19 protein-coding genes are annotated in these 22,617 nt (G+C 60.8%); 11 read left to right on the top strand and 8 right to left on the bottom strand.

The window, feature by feature from the left end; translation table 11 throughout:
* Nucleotides 1-71: 71 nt before the first annotated feature.
* Complete coding sequence (locus tag PSPTO_RS23205; RefSeq protein ID WP_005766463.1) at nt 72-1,088, bottom strand: class I SAM-dependent rRNA methyltransferase; 1,017 nt, start codon at nt 1,086-1,088, stop codon at nt 72-74.
* Nucleotides 1,089-1,236: 148 nt separating this feature from the next.
* Here PSPTO_RS23205 and PSPTO_RS23200 point away from each other — a divergent pair, with 148 nt between their 5' ends.
* Complete coding sequence (locus tag PSPTO_RS23200; RefSeq protein WP_011105019.1) at nt 1,237-2,820, top strand: alkaline phosphatase D family protein; 1,584 nt, start codon at nt 1,237-1,239, stop codon at nt 2,818-2,820.
* 104 nt (nt 2,821-2,924) lie between these two features.
* Nucleotides 2,925-3,875, top strand: coding sequence for an AEC family transporter (locus PSPTO_RS23195; protein ID WP_005766467.1), 951 nt, complete (start codon nt 2,925-2,927; stop codon nt 3,873-3,875).
* Here the strand turns inward: PSPTO_RS23195 and PSPTO_RS23190 are convergent.
* The 6 genes from PSPTO_RS23190 to gatC all read right to left on the bottom strand — a co-directional run bounded on the left by PSPTO_RS23190 (nt 3,862) and on the right by gatC (nt 9,051).
* Nucleotides 3,862-4,245 carry a carboxymuconolactone decarboxylase family protein gene (locus PSPTO_RS23190; RefSeq protein ID WP_007243700.1) on the bottom strand — a complete coding sequence of 128 codons (384 nt, stop codon included), beginning with the start codon at nt 4,243-4,245 and terminating at the stop codon, nt 3,862-3,864. The genes PSPTO_RS23195 and PSPTO_RS23190 overlap by 14 nt on opposite strands.
* A gap of 31 nt (nt 4,246-4,276) precedes the next feature.
* Nucleotides 4,277-5,308 carry a calcium/sodium antiporter gene (locus PSPTO_RS23185; protein ID WP_011105018.1) on the bottom strand — a complete coding sequence of 344 codons (1,032 nt, stop codon included), beginning with the start codon at nt 5,306-5,308 and terminating at the stop codon, nt 4,277-4,279.
* 66 nt (nt 5,309-5,374) lie between these two features.
* Nucleotides 5,375-5,743: a septal ring lytic transglycosylase RlpA family protein gene (locus PSPTO_RS23180; RefSeq protein ID WP_011105017.1), complete on the bottom strand. Its 369-nt coding sequence runs from the start codon at nt 5,741-5,743 to the stop codon at nt 5,375-5,377.
* A 98-nt stretch (nt 5,744-5,841) separates the two neighbouring features.
* Nucleotides 5,842-7,287: an Asp-tRNA(Asn)/Glu-tRNA(Gln) amidotransferase subunit GatB gene (gene gatB, locus PSPTO_RS23175; RefSeq protein ID WP_011105016.1), complete on the bottom strand. Its 1,446-nt coding sequence runs from the start codon at nt 7,285-7,287 to the stop codon at nt 5,842-5,844.
* 10 nt (nt 7,288-7,297) lie between these two features.
* Nucleotides 7,298-8,749 (bottom strand): Asp-tRNA(Asn)/Glu-tRNA(Gln) amidotransferase subunit GatA, encoded by a 1,452-nt coding sequence (gene gatA, locus PSPTO_RS23170; protein ID WP_005766477.1) that lies wholly within the window; start codon nt 8,747-8,749, stop codon nt 7,298-7,300.
* A gap of 14 nt (nt 8,750-8,763) precedes the next feature.
* Nucleotides 8,764-9,051: an Asp-tRNA(Asn)/Glu-tRNA(Gln) amidotransferase subunit GatC gene (gatC, locus tag PSPTO_RS23165; protein WP_002555109.1), complete on the bottom strand. Its 288-nt coding sequence runs from the start codon at nt 9,049-9,051 to the stop codon at nt 8,764-8,766.
* A 206-nt stretch (nt 9,052-9,257) separates the two neighbouring features.
* Between gatC and mreB the strand changes: the two genes are divergently transcribed.
* From mreB to tldD, 8 genes are all read left to right on the top strand, one after another.
* Nucleotides 9,258-10,295 carry a rod shape-determining protein MreB gene (mreB, locus tag PSPTO_RS23160; RefSeq protein ID WP_002555108.1) on the top strand — a complete coding sequence of 346 codons (1,038 nt, stop codon included), beginning with the start codon at nt 9,258-9,260 and terminating at the stop codon, nt 10,293-10,295.
* 182 nt (nt 10,296-10,477) lie between these two features.
* Nucleotides 10,478-11,605: a rod shape-determining protein MreC gene (mreC, locus tag PSPTO_RS23155; RefSeq protein WP_074842212.1), complete on the top strand. Its 1,128-nt coding sequence runs from the start codon at nt 10,478-10,480 to the stop codon at nt 11,603-11,605.
* On the top strand, nt 11,598-12,089 hold the full coding sequence (gene mreD, locus PSPTO_RS23150) for a rod shape-determining protein MreD (protein ID WP_003377527.1): 492 nt from the start codon (nt 11,598-11,600) through the stop codon (nt 12,087-12,089). The genes mreC and mreD overlap by 8 nt, the downstream gene beginning before the upstream one ends.
* 67 nt (nt 12,090-12,156) lie before the next feature.
* The gene (locus tag PSPTO_RS23145; RefSeq protein ID WP_011105015.1) at nt 12,157-12,759 is read left to right on the top strand and encodes a Maf family protein; all 603 of its coding nucleotides are present in this window, start codon (nt 12,157-12,159) and stop codon (nt 12,757-12,759) included.
* Nucleotides 12,756-14,213 carry a ribonuclease G gene (rng, locus tag PSPTO_RS23140; protein WP_003377531.1) on the top strand — a complete coding sequence of 486 codons (1,458 nt, stop codon included), beginning with the start codon at nt 12,756-12,758 and terminating at the stop codon, nt 14,211-14,213. Before PSPTO_RS23145 ends, rng begins: the two co-directional genes overlap by 4 nt.
* Nucleotides 14,214-14,394: 181 nt before the next feature.
* Nucleotides 14,395-18,210, top strand: a complete 3,816-nt coding sequence (locus tag PSPTO_RS23135) for a YhdP family protein (protein WP_011105014.1) — start codon at nt 14,395-14,397, stop codon at nt 18,208-18,210.
* A 48-nt stretch (nt 18,211-18,258) separates the two neighbouring features.
* Nucleotides 18,259-19,104: a carbon-nitrogen hydrolase family protein gene (locus tag PSPTO_RS23130; RefSeq protein ID WP_005766488.1), complete on the top strand. Its 846-nt coding sequence runs from the start codon at nt 18,259-18,261 to the stop codon at nt 19,102-19,104.
* A gap of 2 nt (nt 19,105-19,106) precedes the next feature.
* Entirely contained in the window at nt 19,107-20,546 is a 1,440-nt protein-coding gene (gene tldD / locus PSPTO_RS23125) for a metalloprotease TldD (protein ID WP_011105013.1), read from the top strand.
* A gap of 48 nt (nt 20,547-20,594) precedes the next feature.
* Here the strand turns inward: tldD and yjgA are convergent, their stop codons facing one another.
* Entirely contained in the window at nt 20,595-21,116 is a 522-nt protein-coding gene (gene yjgA / locus PSPTO_RS23120; RefSeq protein WP_003377535.1) for a ribosome biogenesis factor YjgA, read from the bottom strand.
* A gap of 107 nt (nt 21,117-21,223) precedes the next feature.
* Between yjgA and pmbA the strand changes: the two genes are divergently transcribed.
* Nucleotides 21,224-22,570 (top strand): metalloprotease PmbA, encoded by a 1,347-nt coding sequence (gene pmbA, locus PSPTO_RS23115; protein ID WP_007243694.1) that lies wholly within the window; start codon nt 21,224-21,226, stop codon nt 22,568-22,570.
* The last annotated feature ends 47 nt before the right edge of the window (nt 22,571-22,617 follow it).

Raw genomic sequence — 22,617 nt, 5'->3', positions numbered from 1 at the left:
GGTTCCCAAGGTACTGCTGTCGTGGCTTGTAGGAACTTTCCGGTATTGCTTTTCCAATTTTAAGTGACGAATCAGAGTTGCAGGATCAGCGTCTTCAACGGTGGCTGATTGTCCTGAGACGGAAAGTCCCCGGCAGGCAGCATCTCTTGCCAGTCACGGACCGGGCGACCGGTTTTGGTGGCGCAGCGCAGCACTTGCTCGCGCCAGTCTTGCATGCTGACCTTTGCCAGATTGTTGCAGCAGATCAGCACGCCGCCATCTGCCGTCGCCAACAGGGCCGGTTTGAGCAGGCTTTGATAGTCGCGCAACAGGTCAACGGTGCCGAATGCGCTCTTGGCCCAGGCGGGCGGGTCGAGCAGAACCAGGTCATAGTGGCGCGGCTGCAGTTTCACATAGCTGGGCAATTGCTGGCTGCGCCGCGCGGCGACAGGCAACCCGGCCAGTTGACGGATCGCCGGGAAGTAATCGGACTGAATGAATTGCATGGTCGGCAGCTGTGGGTTGAGCGCGCCGTTTTCGCGGCCCACGGCCAGATTGCCTTCGGCGAAGTCCAGATTGCACACCTCGCTGGCGCCGCCGGCTGCAGCGCTGAGGCCGACACCGCAGGTGTAGGCGAACAGGTTCAGCACGCTTTTGCCGGCGCTGTGCTGCTTGACCCAGCCGCGCGTGTTGCGCAGGTCGAGAAACAACAGCGGGTCCTGACCGGCGTGCCGCCCCCGAACCCGGTAATTGAGCCCCCATTCATGCCCGACATGATCGGCCAGGGCCGCTTCTTCGGCCTTGTAGACGGTGTCCTCACGGTCCACCCGCGAATTGCCCTGCGAGCGATCGTTGTAGACCAGCAGTGTTTCCACGCCCAAGTAGGTATTGATCTGCGCATGCACGGCGAGCAAAGCCTCGCGATCCAGGCTGGCGTGAAAGCTCTGTACCAGCAATTGCGGACCGTAGCGGTCGATGGTCAGGCCGCTGGCGCCTTCCTGGCTGCCATGAAACAGGCGATAGCAGTCCGTGCCTTGCGTGTGCAGTTCGGCAAGCAACGGTCGACGATTATCGAGGGCGACGCTGAGCGCCTGATTCAGGGAAGACATGCCAAGCGCCTCGGACTGTAATAAAGCGCGGGAGTTTACCAGTTACCTGCCATTGATGGCTTGAGCCGTCGAGAATTGGCGCCTCTGTCACACAGCGCCAACATTGCCCTGCTACGTTGCTTTTTTGCCTGTTAGCGAGGGGATAACCGTGAGCCAGTTCGATCTCAAGCGTCGCCGTGTCATCCAGGCCGTTGGCGCCGTAGGTGCCGGTCTGCTGTTACCGGGTGTTGCACCAGCGGTGATCGCCTCGGTGCAGGATCGTCCGAAGATGGCCGACGGCGTGCAATCCGGCGATGTATTCGGTGACAAGGCGATAGTCTGGAGCCGCAGCGACCGGCCTTCGCGAATGGTGGTCGAGTGGGACACCCGCAGCATGTTCACCCAGCCACGCCGTGTGGTGTCGGCGCTGGCCGATCAGCGCACTGACTTCACGGCGCGTGTCGAATTAAGCGGGTTGCCGGTGGATCAGGCGATTTTCTACCGTGTCTCGTTTGAAGATGCCCAGACCGGTGTCGCCAGCGAACCCTGGTTCGGGCATTTGCGCAGCACGCCACAGCAGCGCCGCGATATTCGTTTTGTCTGGAGTGGCGATACGGTCGGGCAGGGCTTTGGCATCAACCCGGACATCGGCGGCATGCGCATCTATGAAGCCATGCGCCTGCGCTTGCCGGACTTTTTTATCCACAGCGGCGACACTATTTATGCCGACGGCCCGGTACCAGCGCAGATTACGGCCGAGGGCGGGCGCATCTGGCGCAATATCACCACCGAGGCGAAAAGCAAGGTCGCGGAAACCCTCGACGAATACCGTGGTAATTACCGCTACAACCTGATGGATGAAAACCTGCGCCGCTTCAACGCCGAAGTGCCGCAGATCTGGCAGTGGGACGACCACGAAGTCACCAACAACTGGTCGCCCAGCAAGCAGCTGGATGATCGCTACAAGGTCAAGGACATCCAGCTGTTGTCCTCGCGTGCCCGTCAGGCTTATCTGGAGTACGCGCCGCTGCGCCTGCAAGAGGCGGACAAGGGCGGGCGCATCTATCGCAAGATTCCCTACGGGCCGATGCTCGACGTGTTTGTCCTCGACATGCGCAGTTACCGCGACGGCAATGACGCCAATCTGGCCGACAAGCCTGGTCCGACGACTGCTTTTATGGGGTGCGAGCAGCTTGACTGGCTCAAACGTGAACTTGATGCGTCCACTGCGCAGTGGAAAGTGATTGCCGCTGACATGCCCATCGGCCTGGGTGTGCCGGATGGCGAAGTGAGCCCGGGCGTGCCGCGCTGGGAAGCGATTGCCAACGGTAACGACGGCCCTGCGCTGGGCCGCGAGCTGGAAATTGCCGAGCTGCTGGCGTATCTGCGTGCGCAGAAGGTTCGCGACTGTGTGTGGCTGACGGCCGATGTGCACTATTGCGCCGCGCATCATTATCAGCCGGACCTGGCGGTGTTCCAGGATTTTGATCCATTCTGGGAGTTCGTCGCCGGGCCCTTGAATGCGAGCAGCTTCGGCCCTAACGTGCTGGACAAGACCTTCGGACCTGAGCTGGTGTTCCAGAAGGCGCCTCCCGCGCAGAACACCTCGCCTTTTGCGGGTTATCAATTCTTCGGTGAGGTGAATATCGACGGGCAGACGGGCGAAATGTCTGTCGCCCTGCGCGATCTGGATGGTGTGTCGGTGTTCGAGCGCAAATTGCAGCCGGCAGCGCAAGTCAGCCGCATCGTCTGACAGGCAATGAGGCCAATGGCGTAGGACTTTCGGAAATTCCTTGCAACATGCCTGTCACGGGTGGCCTATCATGAGCGACCTAACGACGGGACCGGGTGTGTTGCATGCTGGCTATTTTTCTCGAAACCCTGAACATCACCGCCCCGGTGTTTGCCATGCTGTTTCTGGGCGTGTTGCTGCGGCGTATCGGCGCAATCAACGACGGGTTCATTGTCGCCGCTTCGGGGCTGGTGTTTAACGTCACCATGCCTGCGCTGTTGTTTCTCGGCATCATCCATGCCGATCTGCGCACCGCGCTCAAACCCAGCCTGCTTATTTTCTTCAGTGCGGCGACTCTGTTGAGTTTCGCTTTTGCCTGGGGCTGGGCGATCTGGCGTTGCCCGTATGAAGAGCGCGGCATCTACGTTCAGGGCGCGTTCCGCGGCAACAACGGTGTGATCGGCCTGGCGCTGGCGGCGAGCATGTATGGGCCGGTAGGGATTTCCCTGGGGGCCATTCTCGCGGCGCTGGTCATCGTCTTCTATAACACGCTGTCGACGGTGGTGCTGGCGGTCTACAGCCCGGTGATCAAGTCCGATCCGTGGAGCATTTTCAAGAGTGTGCTGGTAAACCCGTTGATCATCAGCGTGATCATCGCCTCGCCCTTTGCCTACTTTGGCATCGGTCTGCCCAAATGGCTGGAGACTTCCGGCAGCTTGCTGGCACAGATGACGCTGCCGCTGGCGTTGATCTGCATCGGCGGCACGCTGTCGCTGGCGTCGTTGCGCAAGAGCGGCAAGCTCGCCGTCAGTGCCAGCGTCATGAAGATGATCACCTTGCCGCTAATCTGCACGCTGGCCGCATGGCTGTTGGGCTTTCGCGGTCCCGAGCTGGGCATTCTGTTTCTTTATTTCGGCAGCCCGACCGCCGCCGCCAGCTACATCATGGCGCGCACCGCCAACGGTAATTACGAACTGGCCGCAGCAATCATCGTCATCACCACCCTGGCCGCAGCGGTCACCACCAACGTGGGGATTTTCATTCTGCAATGGGGCGGCTGGATCAATCCGGCTTGACGTAGCTGTCGATCACTTCCTGCGCAGCCCGAAACGCATCGATAGCCGCTGGCACACCGGCGTATACCGCGCAGTGCAGCAGTGCTTCACGAATCTCTTCGACGGTGCAGCCGTTGTTCAGCGCGCCACGCACATGGCCCTTCAGTTCTTGCGGGCATTTAAGCGCGGTGAGGGCGGCCAGGGTGATCAGGCTGCGGGTTTTCAGCGGCAGACCATCACGGCTCCAGACGCTGCCCCAGGCGTGCTCGTTGACGAAGTCCTGCAGTGGCTGGCTGAACTCGGTGGCATTGCCCAGTGCGCGGTCAACGAAGACATCGCCCATCACCTGACGACGAATCTGTTCGCCGTTGCTGATTGTCTTGTCTGTCATGGCTTTCCCCTTGAGCGAATGTGGATTGAGATCAGTGCTGGCGTCGCCAGGCGCGAACAGTGCCCCAGGCGACGATAATTCCCAGCACAGGCAAAGCGAAAGTCAGCATCAAGCCTTCGAGCCTTTCGGCCAGCGCCATGCCGGTGCTGATCGCCAGGATATGCAGCCCGTAGGTCAGGTACAACGCCAGCAACAGCAAGCCTTCGATACGGTCCATCCGGTAGCCGGAATAGAACAGCGGCACGCACAGCAGCGAAACGCCCAGCATGATCGGCAGATCGAAAACCAGCGCGTTCGGCGAGATGGTCAGCGGCGTGGGCGCGACCAGCGCGGTGAGCCCCAGCACGCCCAGCAGGTTAAACAGGTTGCTGCCGATCACATTGCCCACCGCGATATCGCGCTCGCCGCGCAGTGCTGCGATCAAGGAAGTCATCAGCGCGGGCAGTGAGGTGCCGATGGCAATGACGGTCAGGCCGATAATACGCTCGGAAAGCCCCAGGTGGATGGCGATAACCACCGAGGCATCGACCAGCAAGTGCCCGCCCGCGACGAGCATCAGCAGGCCTGCAGCCAGCATGGCCATGCGCGTGAAGGTGCGCGGTTTTCCGCTTGTAGCGGCACGCCCGTGACGTGGGCTTTGGCCTCCCTGGCGGATGATGATGACCAGACAGACCAGCAGCGCGACCAGAAGCAGCGCACCGTCAAATTTGCTGAACTCGCCGCTCCACGACAGGCCGATGGCCAGCAGGCAGGCGCCGATCATCAGCGGGATGTCGATGTGCAATACCTGACGCGCGACGCGCAACGGAATGATCAGCGAACACAGCCCGAGGATGACCAGCACATTGAAGATGTTGCCGCCGATCACGCTGCCCACGGCAATGTCGGTGTTGTCGGAAAACGCGGCTTGCAGGCTGACGGCCATTTGAGGCGCGCTGGTGCCCATCGCCACGACAGTCAGGCCGATGATCAGTGGCCGAACCTTGAAAATCGCCGCCAGGTGTACGGCAGCGCGCACCGACAGTTCGGCCCCGATCAGCAGCAACAGCAAACCACTGAGCATCTGAATCAGCGCGGGGGCGGGCAGGGCCGATAGCTGGAGAATAGGGGGTTGTCCTTGATCGAGGGCTTAGTCGAGGGCTTGAACGCGAACTGGCGCGGTGCCGCTGCGCAGCATACCCAGTTGTTCGGCTGCTTCGCGAGAGACATCGATCAGACGACCCCGTGTGTGCGGGCCACGATCATTGACACGCACGATCACTGATTTGTCGTTGTTCAGGTTGGTGACTTTGACGCGCGTGCCGAATGGCAACTGCCGGTGGGCAGCGGTCAGGGCGTTCTGATTGAACGGTTCGCCGCTGGCGGTGCGATTGCCATGATGGCGGGTACCGTAATAAGCGGCAGTACCGGTTTCGTCATAACCGTGTGGGTCAATGACGTGATTGGCGCAGCCAGCCAGCAAGGTCAGCAGGCTGCTGGCAAGAAGAAGTCGGCGCATGGGTGGGGTCCTGAGTGCAAATCGGGCTCATCGATACTTGACTATCGTGCCAATGCTCCGCGTTGGCACGATAATCAGCGACAGTCAGCTTGGGACGATTAACCCTCCAGTTTGGCCTTCAGCAGTTCGTTGACCTGCTGTGGGTTGGCCTTGCCTTTGGAGGCTTTCATGGCCTGGCCGACGAAGAAACCGAACATCTTGCCGCGCTTGGCTTCATCAGCTGCACGGTACTGTTCGACCTGTTCTGCGTTGGCAGCCAGTACTTCGTCGAGCATCGATTCGATGGCACCGCTGTCGGTCACCTGTTTCAGGCCGCGCTTCTCGATCACTTCATCGGCGCTGCCTTCACCATTGGCCATCGCTTCAAAAACCATTTTGGCGATCTTGCCCGAAATGGTGTTGTCAGTGATGCGCTTGAGCATGCCGCCCAGTTGTTCGGCGCTGACCGGCGACTGGTCGATTTCGACCCCCTGTTTGTTCAACAGGCTGCCCAGTTCGACCATGACCCAGTTGGCGGCCAGCTTGGCGTCGCCGCTGATGCTGACCACTTTTTCAAAGTAGTCGGCCTGCTCGCGGCTGGAGGCCAGCACGCTGGCGTCGTACGTCGACAGGCCGAACTGGCTCTGGAAGCGTTCGCGTTTCTGCGGTGGCAGTTCCGGCAGTGTGGCGCGGGTTTCTTCGATGAACGAGTCTTCGATGATCACCGGCAACAGGTCTGGGTCAGGGAAGTAACGGTAGTCGTTGGCTTCTTCCTTGCTGCGCATGGCGCGGGTTTCGTTGGTGTTCGGGTCGTACAGACGTGTCTGCTGGATAACCTTGCCGCCGTCTTCGATCAGGTCGATCTGGCGCTGAATCTCGCTGTTGATCGCTTTTTCGATGAAGCGAAACGAGTTGACGTTCTTGATCTCGCAGCGAGTACCGAACTCGACCTGGCCCTTGGGGCGGATCGACACGTTGCAGTCGCAACGCAGCGAGCCCTCGGCCATGTTGCCGTCGCAGATACCCAGGTAGCGAACGATCGCGTGGATGGCCTTGACGTAGGCCACGGCTTCTTTTGCGCTGCGCATGTCCGGCTCGGAAACGATCTCCAGCAGCGGCGTGCCGGCACGGTTCAGGTCGATCCCGGTCATGCCCTGGAAGTCTTCATGCAGACTTTTGCCAGCGTCTTCTTCAAGGTGCGCGCGAGTGATGCCGACGCGTTTGACCGTGCCGTCCTCCAGGGGAATGTCCAGGTGGCCCTTGCCGACAATCGGCAGCTCCATCTGGCTGATCTGATAGCCCTTGGGCAGGTCCGGGTAAAAATAGTTTTTGCGGGCGAACACGTTGTGCTGACCGATTTCGGCATCTACCGCCAGGCCGAACTTGACGGCCATGCGCACGGCTTCCTTGTTCAGCACTGGCAGCACGCCCGGCATGCCCAGATCGACAAGGCAGGCCTGGGTGTTGGGCTCGGAGCCGAACGTGGTGGCGCTGCCGGAAAAAATCTTTGATTGGGTCGAAAGCTGAGTGTGAATCTCAAGCCCGATGACGACTTCCCATTGCATGTGTTTCTCCTCAGAAGCCTTCAGGTGCGCGAGTGTGCCAGTCAGTGACTTGCTGATACTGATGCGCCACATTCAAGAGACGGCCTTCCTGGAAATACGGGGCGAGCAATTGCACGCCGACCGGCAGACCATCGACAAAGCCCGCTGGCATGGACAAGCCGGGCAGGCCCGCCAGGTTGGCGGTGATGGTGTAGAAGTCTTCCAGGTATTGGGCAATCGGGTCGTGGGTCTTGGCGCCGATTTTCCAGGCCGGGTTAGGCGTGGTCGGGCCGAGGATCACGTCGACTTCGGCAAATGCACTCATGAAATCGTTCTTGATCAGGCGGCGGATTTTCTGCGCCTGCAAGTAATAGGCGTCGTAGTAACCCGCCGACAGCGCGTAGGCGCCGACCATGATGCGTCGCTGCACTTCCGGGCCAAAGCCCTCGGCGCGCGAGCGCTTGTACAGGTCGGTCAGGTCCTTCGGGTCTTCACAACGGTAGCCGAAGCGCACGCCGTCGAAACGCGACAGGTTGGACGATGCTTCTGCCGGAGCGATGACGTAGTAGGCAGGAATGGCGTGTTGCAGGTTCGGCAGGCTGACTTGCTTGACGATTGCGCCGAGCTTTTCCAGCTCCTTGACGCTCTCATGCACCAGCTGCGCGATGCGCGGGTCGAGGCCTGCACTGAAATATTCTTTCGGCACACCGATACGCAGGCCCTTGAGCGAGGTATTGAGGCTGGCGGAGTAGTCCGGGACCGGCTCGTCGATGCTGGTGGAGTCCTGCGGGTCGAAACCGGCCATGCCTTGCAGCAGCAGTGCGCAGTCTTCGGCGGTGCGAGCCATCGGGCCTGCCTGATCAAGGCTGGACGCATAAGCAATCATGCCCCAGCGCGACACACGACCGTAGGTCGGCTTGAGGCCGGTGAGGTTGGTCAGCGCCGCTGGCTGGCGAATCGAACCGCCGGTGTCGGTGCCGGTCGCCGCAGGCAGCAGGCGTGCAGCAACTGCTGCAGCCGAACCGCCAGAGGAGCCGCCAGGCACGCATTCCAGGTTCCACGGGTTTTTCACCGCGCCGTAATGGCTGGACTCGTTGGCCGAACCCATGGCGAATTCGTCCATGTTGGTCTTGCCCAGCGTTACCGTGCCGGCCGAAGCCAGTTTCGACACAACCGTGGCGTCGTACGGCGCCTTGAAGTTGTCGAGCATCCGGGAGCCGCAACTGGTGCGAATGCCCTGGGTGCAGAACAGGTCCTTGTGCGCCAGGGGGGCACCGAGCAGCGGCCCGTTTTCACCGGCCGCACGGCGGGCGTCTGCCGCCTGGGCCTGGGTGATGGCCAGGTCTTCGGTGAGGCTGATGAAGCTATTGAGCTGCGGGTCAAGCTGCGCGATACGCGACAGCAGAACGCGGGTCAGCTCTTCGGAAGAAAACTTTTTTTCGGCGAGTCCGCGAGCGATCTCGGCCAGAGTCATTTGGTGCATGCAGGCGCTTTCCCTTACTCGATGACTTTCGGAACCAGATAAAGTCCGTCTTGGACCGCTGGTGCGATGGCTTGGTAAGTGTCGCGTCGATTTCGCTCGGTTACCGCATCTTCGCGCAGGCGCTGGGTCGCTTCCAGCGGATGAGCCAGTGGTTCGATGCCGGTGGTGTCGACGGCCTGCATCTGATCGACCAGCCCGAGGATGCTGTTAAGGGCTTCGGTAGTACGCGGAATATCGGCGTCATTAAGGCCAAGTCGGGCCAGATGAGCGATCTTTTCCACGTCGGAGCGTTCAAGCGCCATGGGGTATCTCCAGTGGAATGCTGACGGATTTGCTTTGTTGCCAATTGCGGAACACTATCGCGTTATTACTGTCTCAAGCCGCTAACGTCGAGGGTCGTGTTCGGAAAACCGCCAATTTAGCATATTGGCTCCTTGCCCAAAATCCCTGTCGTTGTTAGAGTTTGCCGCACTTTTTTTACCACGCGTTCCCTAGGGTCCCTTATCCCATGTTCAAGAAACTGCGTGGCATGTTTTCCAGTGATCTATCCATCGACCTGGGCACTGCCAACACCCTTATTTACGTGCGTGAGCGCGGTATCGTCCTGAATGAACCCTCTGTCGTTGCCATTCGTACTCACGGCAATCAGAAGAGCGTCGTCGCTGTCGGTACCGAAGCCAAGCGTATGCTGGGCCGTACTCCAGGCAACATTGCCGCCATTCGCCCAATGAAAGACGGCGTCATCGCCGATTTCAGCGTCTGCGAAAAAATGTTGCAGTACTTCATCAACAAGGTCCACGAAAACAGCTTTCTGCAGCCAAGCCCTCGTGTGCTGATCTGCGTTCCGTGCAAATCCACTCAGGTCGAGCGTCGCGCCATTCGCGAATCTGCCCTGGGCGCAGGCGCGCGTGAAGTGTTCCTGATCGAAGAGCCTATGGCTGCTGCGATCGGTGCCGGTCTGCCGGTCGAAGAAGCGCGCGGCTCGATGGTCGTCGACATCGGCGGCGGCACCACCGAGATCGCGCTGATCTCCCTCAACGGTGTGGTGTATGCCGAATCCGTACGTGTGGGCGGCGACCGTTTCGACGAAGCGATCATCACTTACGTGCGTCGCAACTACGGCAGCCTGATCGGCGAATCCACCGCCGAGCGCATCAAACAGGAAATCGGCACCGCCTACCCGGGCGGTGAAGTACGTGAAGTCGACGTGCGTGGCCGCAACTTGGCCGAAGGCGTCCCGCGCGCCTTCACCCTGAACTCCAATGAAGTGCTCGAAGCACTGCAGGAGTCGCTGGCGACCATCGTTCAGGCGGTCAAGAGCGCTCTGGAGCAATCGCCTCCGGAGCTGGCTTCGGACATCGCCGAGCGTGGCCTGGTACTGACCGGTGGCGGCGCTCTGCTGCGTGACCTCGACAAACTGCTGGCTCAGGAAACAGGTCTGCCGGTGATCGTCGCCGAAGACCCGCTGACCTGTGTGGCGCGTGGCGGTGGCCGTGCGCTGGAAATGATGGATAAGCACACCATGGATCTGCTCTCCAGCGAGTAATTCGCCGGGGTGCCTTTCACGGAGTCTTTTGTATGCAGGTGGCGTATGTGCTACCTGTATGCCTCAGGCTGACGCCGAAACAGGGTGCCTATCCCTCTCATTGTCCAGGCCGGTTACATACCGCATGAATAATTGCCAATCGAAGTTCGATCCAACGATCGCATGCCCCGGAGGAGCGGCCTATTAAACCGCTTTTCGCAAAAGGCCCGTCGCTGGGTGTACGTCTGCTGGTGCTGGCCGTTCTGTCGGTAGCGTTGATGGTGGTCGACGCCCGCTTTACGATCCTCAAGCCCGTGCGCAGCCAGATGTCGATGGTGCTCATGCAGTCTTACTGGGTCGTCGATCTGCCACAACGTTTGTATCAGGGCGTTGCCAGTCAGTTCGGCAGCCGCACAGAACTCATCGCTGAAAACGAAAAACTCAAGACCGAAGCCCTGCTCCTGCAAGGTCGCCTGCAAAAGCTGGCGGCACTGACCGAGCAGAACGTGCGCCTGCGCGAGCTGCTGAACTCTTCGGCGCTGGTCAACGAGAAGGTCGAGGTCGCCGAGCTGATTGGCATGGACCCGAACCCCTTCACCCATCGCATTATCATCAACAAGGGCGAGCGCGATGGCGTGGTGCTCGGGCAGCCGGTGCTCGATGCACGGGGCCTGATGGGCCAGGTCGTCGAATTGATGCCCTACACCTCGCGGGTTCTGCTGCTGACTGACACGACCCACAGCATTCCGGTGCAGGTCAATCGCAACGGCCTGCGTGCCATTGCCAGCGGCACCGGTAACCCGGAACGCCTTGAGCTTCGGCATGTGGCGGACACCGCAGACATCAAGGAAGGCGATCTGCTGGTCAGCTCCGGCCTTGGTCAGCGTTTTCCGGCAGGCTACCCGGTGGCCACGGTCAAGGAGGTCATTCACGACTCCGGTCAGCCTTTCGCGATTGTCCGCGCCGTGCCTACGGCCGCTTTGAATCGTAGTCGCTACCTGTTGCTGGTGTTCTCCGACGGTCGCTCGCCCGAAGAGCGCGCTGCCGATGCCGCGCAGGCTCAGGAGTCGATCGACAAAGGCCTCGAACCCACGGTCATGGCTACCTTGCCGCCGCCAACACCGGCATTTCCGATGTGGCCGCAAGCAACGGTGCCGACGTTCCCCGGCAGTACAACGACGCATAAACCCGCCGCGCAACCCGCGACGCCAGCTCCGGCTGCCACGCCTGCCGCGACTCCGGCAGCAAGGCCCGCCGCCCGACCTGCTGCGTCGCGTCCGCCTGCGTCCACGCCTTCCAACTCCAACGCCCGGGAGCCTATCGATGGTTAGTCATGTTTCCGGGCGCAACGGCTGGGTAGTCTGGCTGACGTTCGCAATCGGTTTGTTGCTGAGTGTTTCGCCGCTGCCGCAGTTCATGGAAATCTTTCGGCCGCTGTGGCTGGCCTTGCTGTTAACCTTCTGGGTACTGGCGCTGCCGCACAAATACGGCATGACCACGGCGTGGATATTGGGGCTGATGGAGGACGTGCTGTACGGCACGCTGCTCGGCCAGAATGCGCTGATCCTCAGCCTGATCACGTTCCTGGTGATGTCCTTGCAGCAGCGTCTGCGCATGTTCCCCATGTGGCAACAGTGCCTGGTGCTGCTGGTGGTGTTCGGTCTGGCGCAGCTTGCGCAGTTGTGGCTCAGTGCCTTGACGGGCAATCGCCAGCCAACCCTTGCGCTGGTGTTGCCTGCTTTGGTCAGTGCGCTGTTGTGGCCTTGGGTCAGTTATGGTCTGCGTGGATTGCGCAAACGTTTGAAAATCAATTAAGCGCAAGGTGAGCGCGGCGCTCTGCAGCGTCCATCGCGCTCACCCGCACAGACACGGAGATGTCCTTATGCCCTCGCTTTATCTGGCTTCTGGCTCGCCGCGCCGTCGCGAACTTCTGACTCAGATCGGTGTGCCTTTCACCGTATTGAGCACTCAGATCGACGAAACCCCCTTCGACCTTGAAACCCCGGCTGCCTATGTCGAGCGTCTCGCGCTTGGCAAGGCCCAGGCCGGGTTGGCCGCGTTGCCGGCCGATCAGCAGGCTTGTGTGCTGGGGGCTGACACGGCGGTGGTGCTCGACGGGCGCATTCTCGGCAAGCCGGTTGATCAGGCCGATGCGCTGGCCATGCTTGCTGCGCTGTCCGGGCGAGAACACCAAGTGCTCACCGCCGTGGCACTGACTGACCGGCAGCGCAGTGAAACCTGTGTCGTGACCAGTCGCGTGCGTTTTCGCCCGATTCAACCCCATGAGGCTCACGCCTACTGGACCAGCGGCGAACCTGCCGACAAGGCCGGAGGCTATGCGATTCAAGGCCTGGCGGCGATTTTCGTCGCGGGTCTGCATGGCAGCTATTCTGCTGTGGTGGGCTTGCCGCTGTGTGAAACCGCAGAACTGCTCAGCCGTTTCGGCATACCCTGCTGGCAATGCCTGGAAGGTGACAAGTCATGAGTGAAGAGATTCTGATCAACATCACCCCGATGGAATCGCGGGTGGCAGTGGTAGAAAACGGTGTACTGCAAGAGGTGCACGTCGAACGCACCCAGCGTCGCGGCATTGTCGGCAACATCTACAAAGGCAAGGTGGTGCGGGTGTTGCCTGGCATGCAGGCGGCGTTCATCGACATCGGTCTGGATCGCGCCGCATTCATTCATGCATCGGAAATTTCCATGCGCGAAGGGCCTGCCGTCGAGAGCATTGCGTCGCTGGTGCATGACGGCCAGAGTCTGGTGGTGCAGGTCACCAAAGACCCGATTGGCAGCAAAGGCGCACGCCTGACCACGCAGCTGTCGATTCCGTCGCGGTATCTGGTGTACATGCCACGTACTGCCCACGTCGGGATTTCTCTGAAGATCGAAGACGAGGCCGAGCGGGAGCGACTGAAAAAAGTTGTCAGCGATTGTGTCGCCCAGGAAGGCATCAAAGAGGCCGGTGGCTTCATTTTGCGCACCGCTGCGGAAGGCGCCGGTGCCGACGAAATCCTCATGGACATTCGTTATCTGCGCAGGCTCTGGGACCAGATCGGCGATCAGATCAAGACCGTCAGCCCACCCACCGTGATCTACGAAGACCTGGGCCTGGCATTGCGTACCTTGCGTGACCTGGTCAGCCCGCGAATCGAAAAAATCCGCATTGACTCACGGGAGACGTTTCAGAAAACCACACAGTTCGTGGCTGAACTGATGCCTGAAATCGCCGACCGTCTTGAGCATTACCCGGGCGAGCGGCCGATTTTCGATCTGTACGGCGTCGAAGACGAAATCCAGAAAGCCCTGGAGCGCAAGGTGCCGCTCAAGTCCGGCGGTTATCTGGTGATCGATCCGGCCGAGGCGATGAGCACCATCGACGTCAATACCGGTGCGTTTGTCGGGCATCGCAACCTGGAAGAAACCATTTTCAAGACCAACCTGGAGGCGGCGACAGCCATCGCCCGCCAGCTGCGTCTGCGCAATCTGGGCGGCATCATCATTATCGATTTCATCGACATGGAAGACGGTGAACACCAGCGTCAGGTGCTGCGCACGCTGGAAAAACAGCTGGAGCGCGATCACGCCAAGACCAACATCATCGGTATTACCGAGCTGGGTCTGGTGCAAATGACGCGCAAGCGCACCCGCGAAAGTCTCGAGCAGGTGCTGTGCGAGCCCTGCCATTGCTGCGTGGGCCGGGGCAAGCTGAAAACCCCGGAGACCATCTGTTACGAAATCTTCCGGGAAATCCTGCGCGAAGCCAGGGCCTATCAGGCAGTGGGTTATCGCGTTCTGGCCAATCAGCGCGTGGTGGACCGCTTGCTCGACGAAGAGTCGGGCAACGTGGCTGAGCTGGAGAGCTTTATTGGCCGGACCATCCGTTTTCAGGTAGAAACCATGTACTCGCAGGAACAATACGACGTGGTGCTGCTCTGAAGCGGCTGAGCGTATGAAATGTTATGAAAAGCGCCCAACGGGTTTCTGGCAGGTATGCCGTTTTATCGAGAATGATGTGTGGCAAACGAGCAAAGCCTGTACCTGAGCGCAGCTGCACACTTGAGCCGGAATAGATTCGCCGATTCCGGTCTCTGCATCCCGCTGCGCAGGGCATCCTGAGATGGGGCGTCTTTCGCGTGCCGTTGCAACCCTGACGCGCTGGAGCCTGAGCCTCTGCGCGCTGATTCTGGTGCTCGCGGCGCTGTACGTCAGCCTCGGCCGTCAACTGGCGCCGCTGGTTGCCGAATACCGCGTCGATGTAGAAACCCGAGCCAGCAGCGCATTGGGCATACCGCTGAGCATTGGCAGCCTGGAAGGCAGCTGGAGCCGCTTTGCCCCGGTATTGCTGGCCCACGACGTCATGGTCGGTGAGGGCGCCAATGCCCTGCGTCTGGATCGTGTGCGGGTTGTTCCTGATCTCTGGGCAAGCCTGTTGGCGCGTCAAGTGCGCATCGCGCACCTTGAAGTAGACGGTCTGCAGTTCACGATCAAGCAGGATCAAGAAGGCGGCTGGGCCGTGCAGGGCTTGCCGCTGCGTAACGACACCCCGTTAGACCCGGGGCAATTGCTCAATCAGATGCAAATGGTGTCGCACCTTTCGCTGCTCGACAGCCAGGTGACGGTGCAACCGCTCGACGCCGCGCCACTGACCCTGACCTACGTCAACCTCAGTCTGACCACCGGCAGCTATCACCAGCGTCTGGACGCGCGCCTGACCCTGCCGGATGGCCAGCCGTTTGCGCTGAATGTGCGCTCGCGTATCCAGGCCAGTCAGTGGAAAGACGGCGAAGCGGATTTCTACGCCAGCCTGCCGCAAAGCGACTGGGCCAAATGGCTGCCGAAAAGCGCCACACGTGAATGGACGCTGTCCAGGCTGCAAGCCGGTGGCGACCTGTGGATGAGCTGGGGCAAGGGCACCGTGCAAAGCGCAACTGCACGCCTGAATGCCCCGCAGATCAAAGGCGTCTACGCCGATCGCAAGCCGTCCACAATCGATAATCTGGCGCTCAACGCCTGGTTCGCGCGCACGGCGACAGGCTTTGACCTGAACCTTGATTCACTGGCGATGAACCTGGGCAGCGACCGCTGGGAAAGCCGCCTGCAACTGACCCAGACCGCTGCAACGCCTGATAGCGAAGAGCTTTGGCATGTGCAGGCTGACCGCCTGGACCTGACACCGCTCACGCCACTGATCGACTCCCTCGCGCCACTGCCTGAGAAGGCAATGGCGGTGGTCGACGGGCTCAAGGTGACGGGCGGGCTTCGCAACGTATTGCTCGATTACCGCCCGCAGGCCACCGGCGACAAGCGCTTGGGTTTTGCCGCCAATCTGGACAAGGTCGGTTTCAATGCCTATCGCGGCGCACCGGCGGCCGGGAATGTCAGCGGCGCGATCAGCGGCGATCTGGGGCAGGGCGAGCTGAGGCTCGCTACTGACGATTTCATGCTGCACCTGGACCCGATCTTCGCCAAGCCGTGGCGCTATCAGAAAGCCAATGCCCGCCTGACCTGGAAGCTGGATGATCAGGCGTTCACCCTGATCGCGCCGTATATCAAGGTGCTTGGCGATGAAGGCAAGATCGCGGCAGACTTCCTGATCAGAATTCACCTCAGCCACGATCAGGAAGACTACATGGACCTGCGGGTTGGCATGGTCGATGGCGATGGTCGCTACACCAGCAAATACCTGCCTGCCGCGCTCAGCCCGGAACTCGATCACTGGCTGCGCACTGCCGTGGTGAGTGGCGCGGTCAAGCAAGGCTTTTTCCAGTACCAGGGTTCGTTGAACAAGAATTCGCCCGACACTGCGCATGTCATCAGTCTGTTTTTCGATGTCAGCAATGCAACGCTGGCGTTCCAGCCGGGCTGGCCTTCGCTGACCGGCGTGGACGGCAAGGTGTACGTTGAAAACAGCGGCGTGCGGGTCAAGGCAAGCAAGGGGCAGCTGTTCGACACCAAAGTCAGCAATGTGCTGGTCAACATTCCCCACGTGCCGTCGGGTCAGGACAGCCACCTGCTGGTGGACGGTAACTTTTCCGGAAGCCTGGTCGATGGGCTGAAGATTCTTCAGCAAGCGCCCATCGGCACGGGCAGCACGTTTGCCGGCTGGCAGGGCGAAGGCCCGCTGGACGGCAAGCTCAAGCTGGATATTCCGCTGGCAAAGGGCGTCGAGCCAAAGGTCGTGGTGGATTTCAGCACCGACAATGCACGTCTGAAGCTGGCAGATCCGGTGCTGGAACTGACCCGGCTCAAGGGTGACTTCCGTTTTGACAGCAACAGTGGGTTAAGCGGCAAAGGCATCAAGGCACAAGCGTTCGATCGTCCGGTGACGGCTGAAATTGCGGCCGAGGGCAAGCCGGGTGCCAATGTCACGCGCATCACGGCAAACGGGCAAATCACCGTTAAGAAACTGACGGACTGGCTGAGCGTCACCCAGCCGGTACCAGCGTCGGGTGACTTGCCTTATCAACTGCAACTGATTCTGGACAGCAAAGACAGCCCGTTGCTGATCAACTCCACGCTCAAGGGTGTGGCAATCGATCTGCCCGCGCCGTTTGGCAAAGCCGCCGATCAGGAGCGCCCGAGCGAATTTCGCATGACCCTGCAAGGGCCAGAGCGCAGGCTGGGTGTGGCTTACGACAACCTGGCGAACTTCGCTTTCGCAGCGCCGGGTGGCAAGTTTGCCGACGGTCGCGGCGAACTGTATCTGGGGCGCGGCGGGGCCGTCGTGCCAGACGCCAAGGGCTTGCGGATCCGCGGTGAGTTGTCCGAACTGGACATCGCCCCGTGGCAGGCGCTGGCAGGGCGATACTCCAGCAATGATCCGGGTGACAGTGCAAAACAGCTGCTCAACAGCGTGGACCTGCAGATTGGCAAGCTGACCGCGATGGGCACAACGCTCAATGAGGTGCGTGTTCAATTGCAGCGCAGCGCTGCGGCCTGGGCCTTGTCGCTGGACAGTGCGCTGGCCAAGGGCACGGCAACGCTGCCAGACGCCAAAGCTGCGCCAATCGGTATCAACATGGCGTATGTGCGACTGCCTGCGCCCGATCCGAATGCCGCCGTAGTCGAAAACGCGCCTGACCCGCTGGCTGACGTTGATCCGCGCAAGATCCCGGCGCTGGATATCAAGATCTCGCAACTGTTTCAGGGCGACCAGTTATTGGGTGCCTGGGCGTTGAAGATTCGTCCGACGCCCACCGGAATGCGCATGTCTGACCTGAGCCTGGGGCTCAAAGGCATCCTGCTGGAAGGCGACGGTGCCTGGGAAGGTGCGCCGGGTGCCAGCAGCAGCTGGTTCAAAGGGCGTCTGGCCGGCAAGAATCTGGAGGACGTACTCAAAGCCTGGAACTTCGCTCCGACCGTCACCAGCGAAAGCTTTGAAATGAACGTCGACGGGCGCTGGCCCGGCTCACCCGCGTGGGTAGGGCTCAAGCGTTATTCCGGCAGCCTCGATGCCACGTTGAACAGAGGTCAGTTTGTCGAAGTGGAGGGCGGCGCCCAGGCACTGCGTGTATTCGGGCTGCTCAACTTCAACTCCATTGGTCGCCGTTTACGTCTGGACTTCTCTGACCTGCTCGGTAAAGGCCTCAGCTATGACCGGGTCAAAGGGCTGCTGGTGGCCAGCGACGGCGTTTACGTGACGCGCAACCCGATCACGCTGACCGGGCCGTCCAGTAATCTGGAACTCAACGGTACGCTGGACATGGTTCGCGACCGGGTCGATGCCAAGCTGCTGGTGACCTTGCCGGTGACCAACAACCTGCCTATCGCGGCGTTGATTGTCGGCGCGCCGGCCATTGGCGGCGCGCTGTTTCTGGTCGACAAGCTGCTGGGCGACCGGGTTGCCCGCTTCGCCAGCGTGCAGTACAAGGTCGAAGGCCCGTGGAAAGAGCCGAAGATCACCTTCGACAAGCCATTTGAAAAGCCCCAGTAGCGTCTCTTGGAGTACAGTGGTGGCCATGTCCTCAAGGAGCAGGTTGCCATGACCTTCGCTGTGATTCAGATGGTCAGCCAGAGCGATGTCCAGGCTAATCTGGCCAGCGCCCGCCGATTGCTCGAACAGGCGGCAGAAGGCGGTGCCAGGCTCGCCGTGCTGCCGGAAAACTTCGTCGCAATGGGGCGCCGTGATGTCGCTGATATCGGTCGTGCCGAGGCTGATGGGCACGGCCCCATCCTGCCATGGTTGAAACTGGCCGCTCGCGACCTCAAGTTATGGATTGTTGCCGGAACATTGCCACTGCCGCCGACCGCGCAGCCAGCGGGCAAGGTCACCGCCTGTTCGCTGCTGGTTGACGAGCATGGCGAGCAGATAGCGCGCTATGACAAGCTGCATTTGTTTGACGTGGATGTTGCCGACAGCCGAGGCCGCTACCGTGAATCGGATGACTATGCTCATGGCAGCAAGGTTGTGGTGGTCGATACGCCGGTCGGTCGTCTGGGGTTGAGCGTGTGTTATGACCTGCGCTTCCCGGAGCTTTACACCGCGCTGCGTGAAGCCGGCGCTGAACTGATCACGGCCCCGTCGGCATTCACAGCGGTCACCGGCGCTGCGCACTGGGACATTCTGATCAGGGCGCGCGCCGTCGAAACCCAGTGCTACGTGCTGGCGGCGGCACAAGGCGGGGTCCATCCGGGGCCTCGCGAGACTTACGGACACGCGGCCATCGTTGATCCATGGGGCCGCGTACTGGATCAGCAAGCGCAGGGTGAAGCCGTGCTGCTGGCCACACGCGACAGTGAAGAACAAGCGTCCATACGGGCGCGGATGCCGGTGTCCAGTCACCGGCGCTTTTTTTCGCAGGACGCCATGCGGCCTGCTTCGGAGTGAATATGAGTGATCTGTCCTCAGTCAGCGAACACCTTCTGGCACCTGGCGGCCTGACCCTCGACAGCCTGCAATCGGTGCTCGGCGAGCTTGCCGGACCTGGTATCGACGCGGCTGATCTGTATTTTCAGGGGATGATCTCCGAGTCCTGGTCGCTCGAAGACGGAATCGTCAAGGAAGGCAGTTTCAATCTGGATCAAGGTGTGGGCGTGCGTGCCCAGTCGGGCGAGAAGACCGGTTTTGCGTACAGCAACGCCATCACTGAAGATGCACTGCGCACCGCTGCCCGCGCGGCCCGCTCCATCTCCCGCGCCGGGCAGAATGGCCGGGTGCAGGCCTTCACATCGCAGGACGTGGCCCAGTTGTATGCCCCGGATAACCCGCTGGAAGTGCTGAGCCGCGCCGAGAAGGTTGAACTGCTCAAGCGCATCGACGTCGCGACGCGCGCACTGGACTCGCGCATTCAGCAGGTCTCGGTCAGCATGGCAGGGGTCTGGGAACGCATTCTGGTGGCTGCCGCTGATGGCAGCCTGGCTGCCGACGTGCGCCCGCTGGTGCGCTTCAACGTCAGCGTCATTGTCGAGCAGAACGGCCGTCGCGAGCGCGGCGGGCATGGCGGTGGCGGACGTACCGACTACCGTTATTTCCTGACGGATGATCGCGCCATGGGCTACGCCCGCGAAGCGTTGCGTCAGGCACTGGTCAATCTGGAAGCAATTCCTGCACCGGCCGGCACATTGCCGGTGGTACTGGGTTCAGGCTGGTCTGGCGTCCTGTTGCACGAAGCAGTCGGTCACGGCCTGGAAGGTGACTTCAACCGCAAGGGCAGTTCGGCCTACAGCGGGCGCATGGGCGAGATGGTTGCGTCGAAACTTTGCACCATTGTTGACGACGGCACCCTCGCCGGGCGTCGCGGCTCGTTGAGCGTCGATGACGAAGGTACGCCGACCGAATGCACCACGCTGATCGAAAACGGCGTGCTCAAGGGCTACATGCAGGACAAACTCAACGCTCGGCTGATGGGTGTTGCGCGGACCGGTAACGGTCGTCGCGAGTCTTACGCTCATCTGCCGATGCCACGCATGACCAACACTTACATGCTGGCTGGGCAAAGTGATCCGCAGGAGATCATCGCCTCGGTGAAGCGCGGTATCTACTGCGCCAATCTGGGGGGCGGTCAGGTGGACATCACCAGCGGCAAGTTTGTGTTTTCGACCTGTGAGGCGTACCTGATCGAAGACGGCAAGATTACCGCACCGGTCAAAGGCGCGACCTTGATCGGCAACGGGCCGGAAGCCATGAGCAGGGTTTCGATGGTGGGCAACGACCTGTCGCTGGACAGCGGCGTGGGTACGTGCGGAAAAGACGGCCAGTCACTGCCGGTCGGCGTGGGTCAGCCTACGCTTAAAATCGACGCGATCACGGTGGGCGGTACGGGCAACTGAATGTGAGTCGGGGCTGGCGGCTTGCTGCTGCCGGCCCCGAGGTTGAAATCAACGCAGACCGCGTTGAAGTTCGTCCAGCTCACGGATGTATTTGAAGATTTTGCGGCTGGTGGCCGGCGGTTTGTTGCGTGCAACTTCGTGTTGCGCCTGACGAATCAGCGAACGCAGCTGCTGACGGTCGGCGTCGGGGTATTCGATAACGAATTTCTCGAGGTCGGCGTCATCACCCGCGATCAGGCGATCACGCCAGCGCTCCAGATTGTGAAAACGTTCATTGTACTGGCGAGTGGAGGCATCGAGTTGGTCCAGCAACACCAGAATGGCTTCCTGGTCCTGATCGCGCATCAGCTTGCCAATGAACAGAATATGCCGTTTTCGGGCGATGTTGGCGGTGTGCTTGGGCGCTTCGGCCAGGGCTTTGCGCAAAGCATCGGTCAGCGGCAGCTTGGCCAGCACATCGGCTTTGAGTGTTGTCAGTCGCTCGCCGAGGTCGACCAGAGCATGCAGCTCTCGTTTGACCTGGGTTTTGCTTTTCTCCCCGTCGAGGGAGTCGTCGTAAGAATCAACCATGGGGGCAGTCCGCAAAGAAACGCCGCCATGATAACCAGTCGAGGGCCGCTTGTCCGGCCCGGTCGGTATTCGGCCTGTGCTGAAAGAAGAATTTGATGGAGAAAGTCATGAGTGCAACCCAAAGCGTCGGCCCACAAGCCTTGCCCGAGCTGCAGGAACAGGTCGAACAGATTATCGCCGAAGCCAGGCGTCAGGGCGCCAGTGCCTGCGAAGTTGCAGTGTCGGTGGATCAGGGGCTGTCGACATCGGTTCGTCAGCGAGAAGTCGAGACCGTCGAATTCAATCGTGACCAGGGTTTTGGTATCACCCTGTACGTCGGGCAGCGCAAAGGCTCGGCCAGCACCTCGGCCACCGGCGCCGATGCCATTCGCGAAACGGTCGCCGCCGCACTGGCGATTGCCGAGCACACCTCCGAGGACGAAAGCTCCGGGCTGGCGGATGCTGCGCTGATGGCCAAAGAGGTCATGGACTTCGATCTTTATCACACCTGGGACATCACCCCTGAACAAGCCATCGAGAAAGCGCTGATCTGCGAAGCCGCAGCTTTCGATGCCGACAGCCGGATCAAGAACGCCGATGGCACCACGCTCAACACGCATCAGGGGTGCCGTGTGTATGGCAACAGCAACGGTTTCATCGGTGGCTATGCATCGACACGGCACAGCCTCAGTTGCGTGATGATCGCTGAGGGCGAAGGGCAGATGCAGCGTGATTACTGGTACGACGTCAATCGCAAGGGTGAGCTGCTGGTTGATGCCCAAAGCATCGGCCGCAAGGCCGCGCTGCGTGCGGCGAGCCGTCTGGGTGCGCGCCCTGTGCCAACCTGTGAAGTGCCGGTGCTGTTTGCTGCGGAACTGGCAGGTGGGCTGTTCGGCAGTTTTCTCGGCGCTATTTCCGGTGGCAGCCTGTATCGCAAGTCTTCATTCCTTGAAGGCACGCTCGGCCAGCGGCTGTTCCCCGAGTGGATGACCATCGACGAACGCCCGCACTTGAAGCACGCCATGGGCAGCTCGGCGTTCGACAGCGATGGCCTGGCGACCTACGCCAAGCCATTTGTGGAAAACGGCGACCTGGTGTCCTACATATTGAGCACCTATTCCGGTCGCAAGCTGGGCATGCCGAGCACTGCCAATGCGGGCGGCGTTCATAACCTGTTCGTCACTCACGGGTCGGAAGACCAGGCAGCGCTGATCCGGCGCATGGGCCGTGGCCTGCTGGTCACCGAGTTGATGGGCAGCGGCTTGAACATGGTGACCGGCGACTACTCCCGAGGCGCGGCAGGTTTCTGGGTCGAGAATGGCGAGATTCAGTTCCCGGTCCAGGAAGTGACTATTGCCGGCAATATGCGTGACATGTTCAAGCAGATTGTCGCCGTTGGCAGCGATCTCGAACTGCGCAGCAACATCCGCACCGGCTCGGTCCTGATCGAGCGCATGACCGTCGCGGGTAGCTGAGCCGGGCCACGCCTCAAACCGGCAGCATCAGGCACAACTAGTGCGGC

Origin of the sequence: Pseudomonas syringae pv. tomato str. DC3000, from assembly GCF_000007805.1 — a bacterium.
In the GTDB taxonomy this organism is placed as follows: domain Bacteria; phylum Pseudomonadota; class Gammaproteobacteria; order Pseudomonadales; family Pseudomonadaceae; genus Aquipseudomonas; species Aquipseudomonas avellanae.
The sequence above is the reverse complement of the archived record's forward strand: the minus strand, read 5'-3'. Positions and strand labels throughout refer to the sequence as shown.

Excerpts from the sequence above, each read along its gene's own strand:
- PSPTO_RS23205 (WP_005766463.1), bottom strand. The coding sequence starts at position 1,088 with ATGTCTTCCCTGAATCAGGCGCTCAGCGTCGCCCTCGATAATCGTCGA.
- tldD (WP_011105013.1), top strand. The coding sequence starts at position 19,107 with ATGAGTGATCTGTCCTCAGTCAGCGAACACCTTCTGGCACCTGGCGGC.
- PSPTO_RS23130 (WP_005766488.1), top strand. The coding sequence starts at position 18,259 with ATGACCTTCGCTGTGATTCAGATGGTCAGCCAGAGCGATGTCCAGGCT.
- gatA (WP_005766477.1), bottom strand. The coding sequence starts at position 8,749 with ATGCACCAAATGACTCTGGCCGAGATCGCTCGCGGACTCGCCGAAAAA.
- mreB (WP_002555108.1), top strand. The coding sequence starts at position 9,258 with ATGTTCAAGAAACTGCGTGGCATGTTTTCCAGTGATCTATCCATCGAC.
- PSPTO_RS23195 (WP_005766467.1), top strand. The coding sequence starts at position 2,925 with ATGCTGGCTATTTTTCTCGAAACCCTGAACATCACCGCCCCGGTGTTT.
- gatB (WP_011105016.1), bottom strand. The coding sequence starts at position 7,287 with ATGCAATGGGAAGTCGTCATCGGGCTTGAGATTCACACTCAGCTTTCG.
- yjgA (WP_003377535.1), bottom strand. The coding sequence starts at position 21,116 with ATGGTTGATTCTTACGACGACTCCCTCGACGGGGAGAAAAGCAAAACC.
- pmbA (WP_007243694.1), top strand. The coding sequence starts at position 21,224 with ATGAGTGCAACCCAAAGCGTCGGCCCACAAGCCTTGCCCGAGCTGCAG.
- gatC (WP_002555109.1), bottom strand. The coding sequence starts at position 9,051 with ATGGCGCTTGAACGCTCCGACGTGGAAAAGATCGCTCATCTGGCCCGA.
- PSPTO_RS23135 (WP_011105014.1), top strand. The coding sequence starts at position 14,395 with ATGGGGCGTCTTTCGCGTGCCGTTGCAACCCTGACGCGCTGGAGCCTG.
- PSPTO_RS23190 (WP_007243700.1), bottom strand. The coding sequence starts at position 4,245 with ATGACAGACAAGACAATCAGCAACGGCGAACAGATTCGTCGTCAGGTG.
- rng (WP_003377531.1), top strand. The coding sequence starts at position 12,756 with ATGAGTGAAGAGATTCTGATCAACATCACCCCGATGGAATCGCGGGTG.
- mreD (WP_003377527.1), top strand. The coding sequence starts at position 11,598 with ATGGTTAGTCATGTTTCCGGGCGCAACGGCTGGGTAGTCTGGCTGACG.
- PSPTO_RS23185 (WP_011105018.1), bottom strand. The coding sequence starts at position 5,308 with ATGCTCAGTGGTTTGCTGTTGCTGCTGATCGGGGCCGAACTGTCGGTG.
- PSPTO_RS23145 (WP_011105015.1), top strand. The coding sequence starts at position 12,157 with ATGCCCTCGCTTTATCTGGCTTCTGGCTCGCCGCGCCGTCGCGAACTT.
- PSPTO_RS23180 (WP_011105017.1), bottom strand. The coding sequence starts at position 5,743 with ATGCGCCGACTTCTTCTTGCCAGCAGCCTGCTGACCTTGCTGGCTGGC.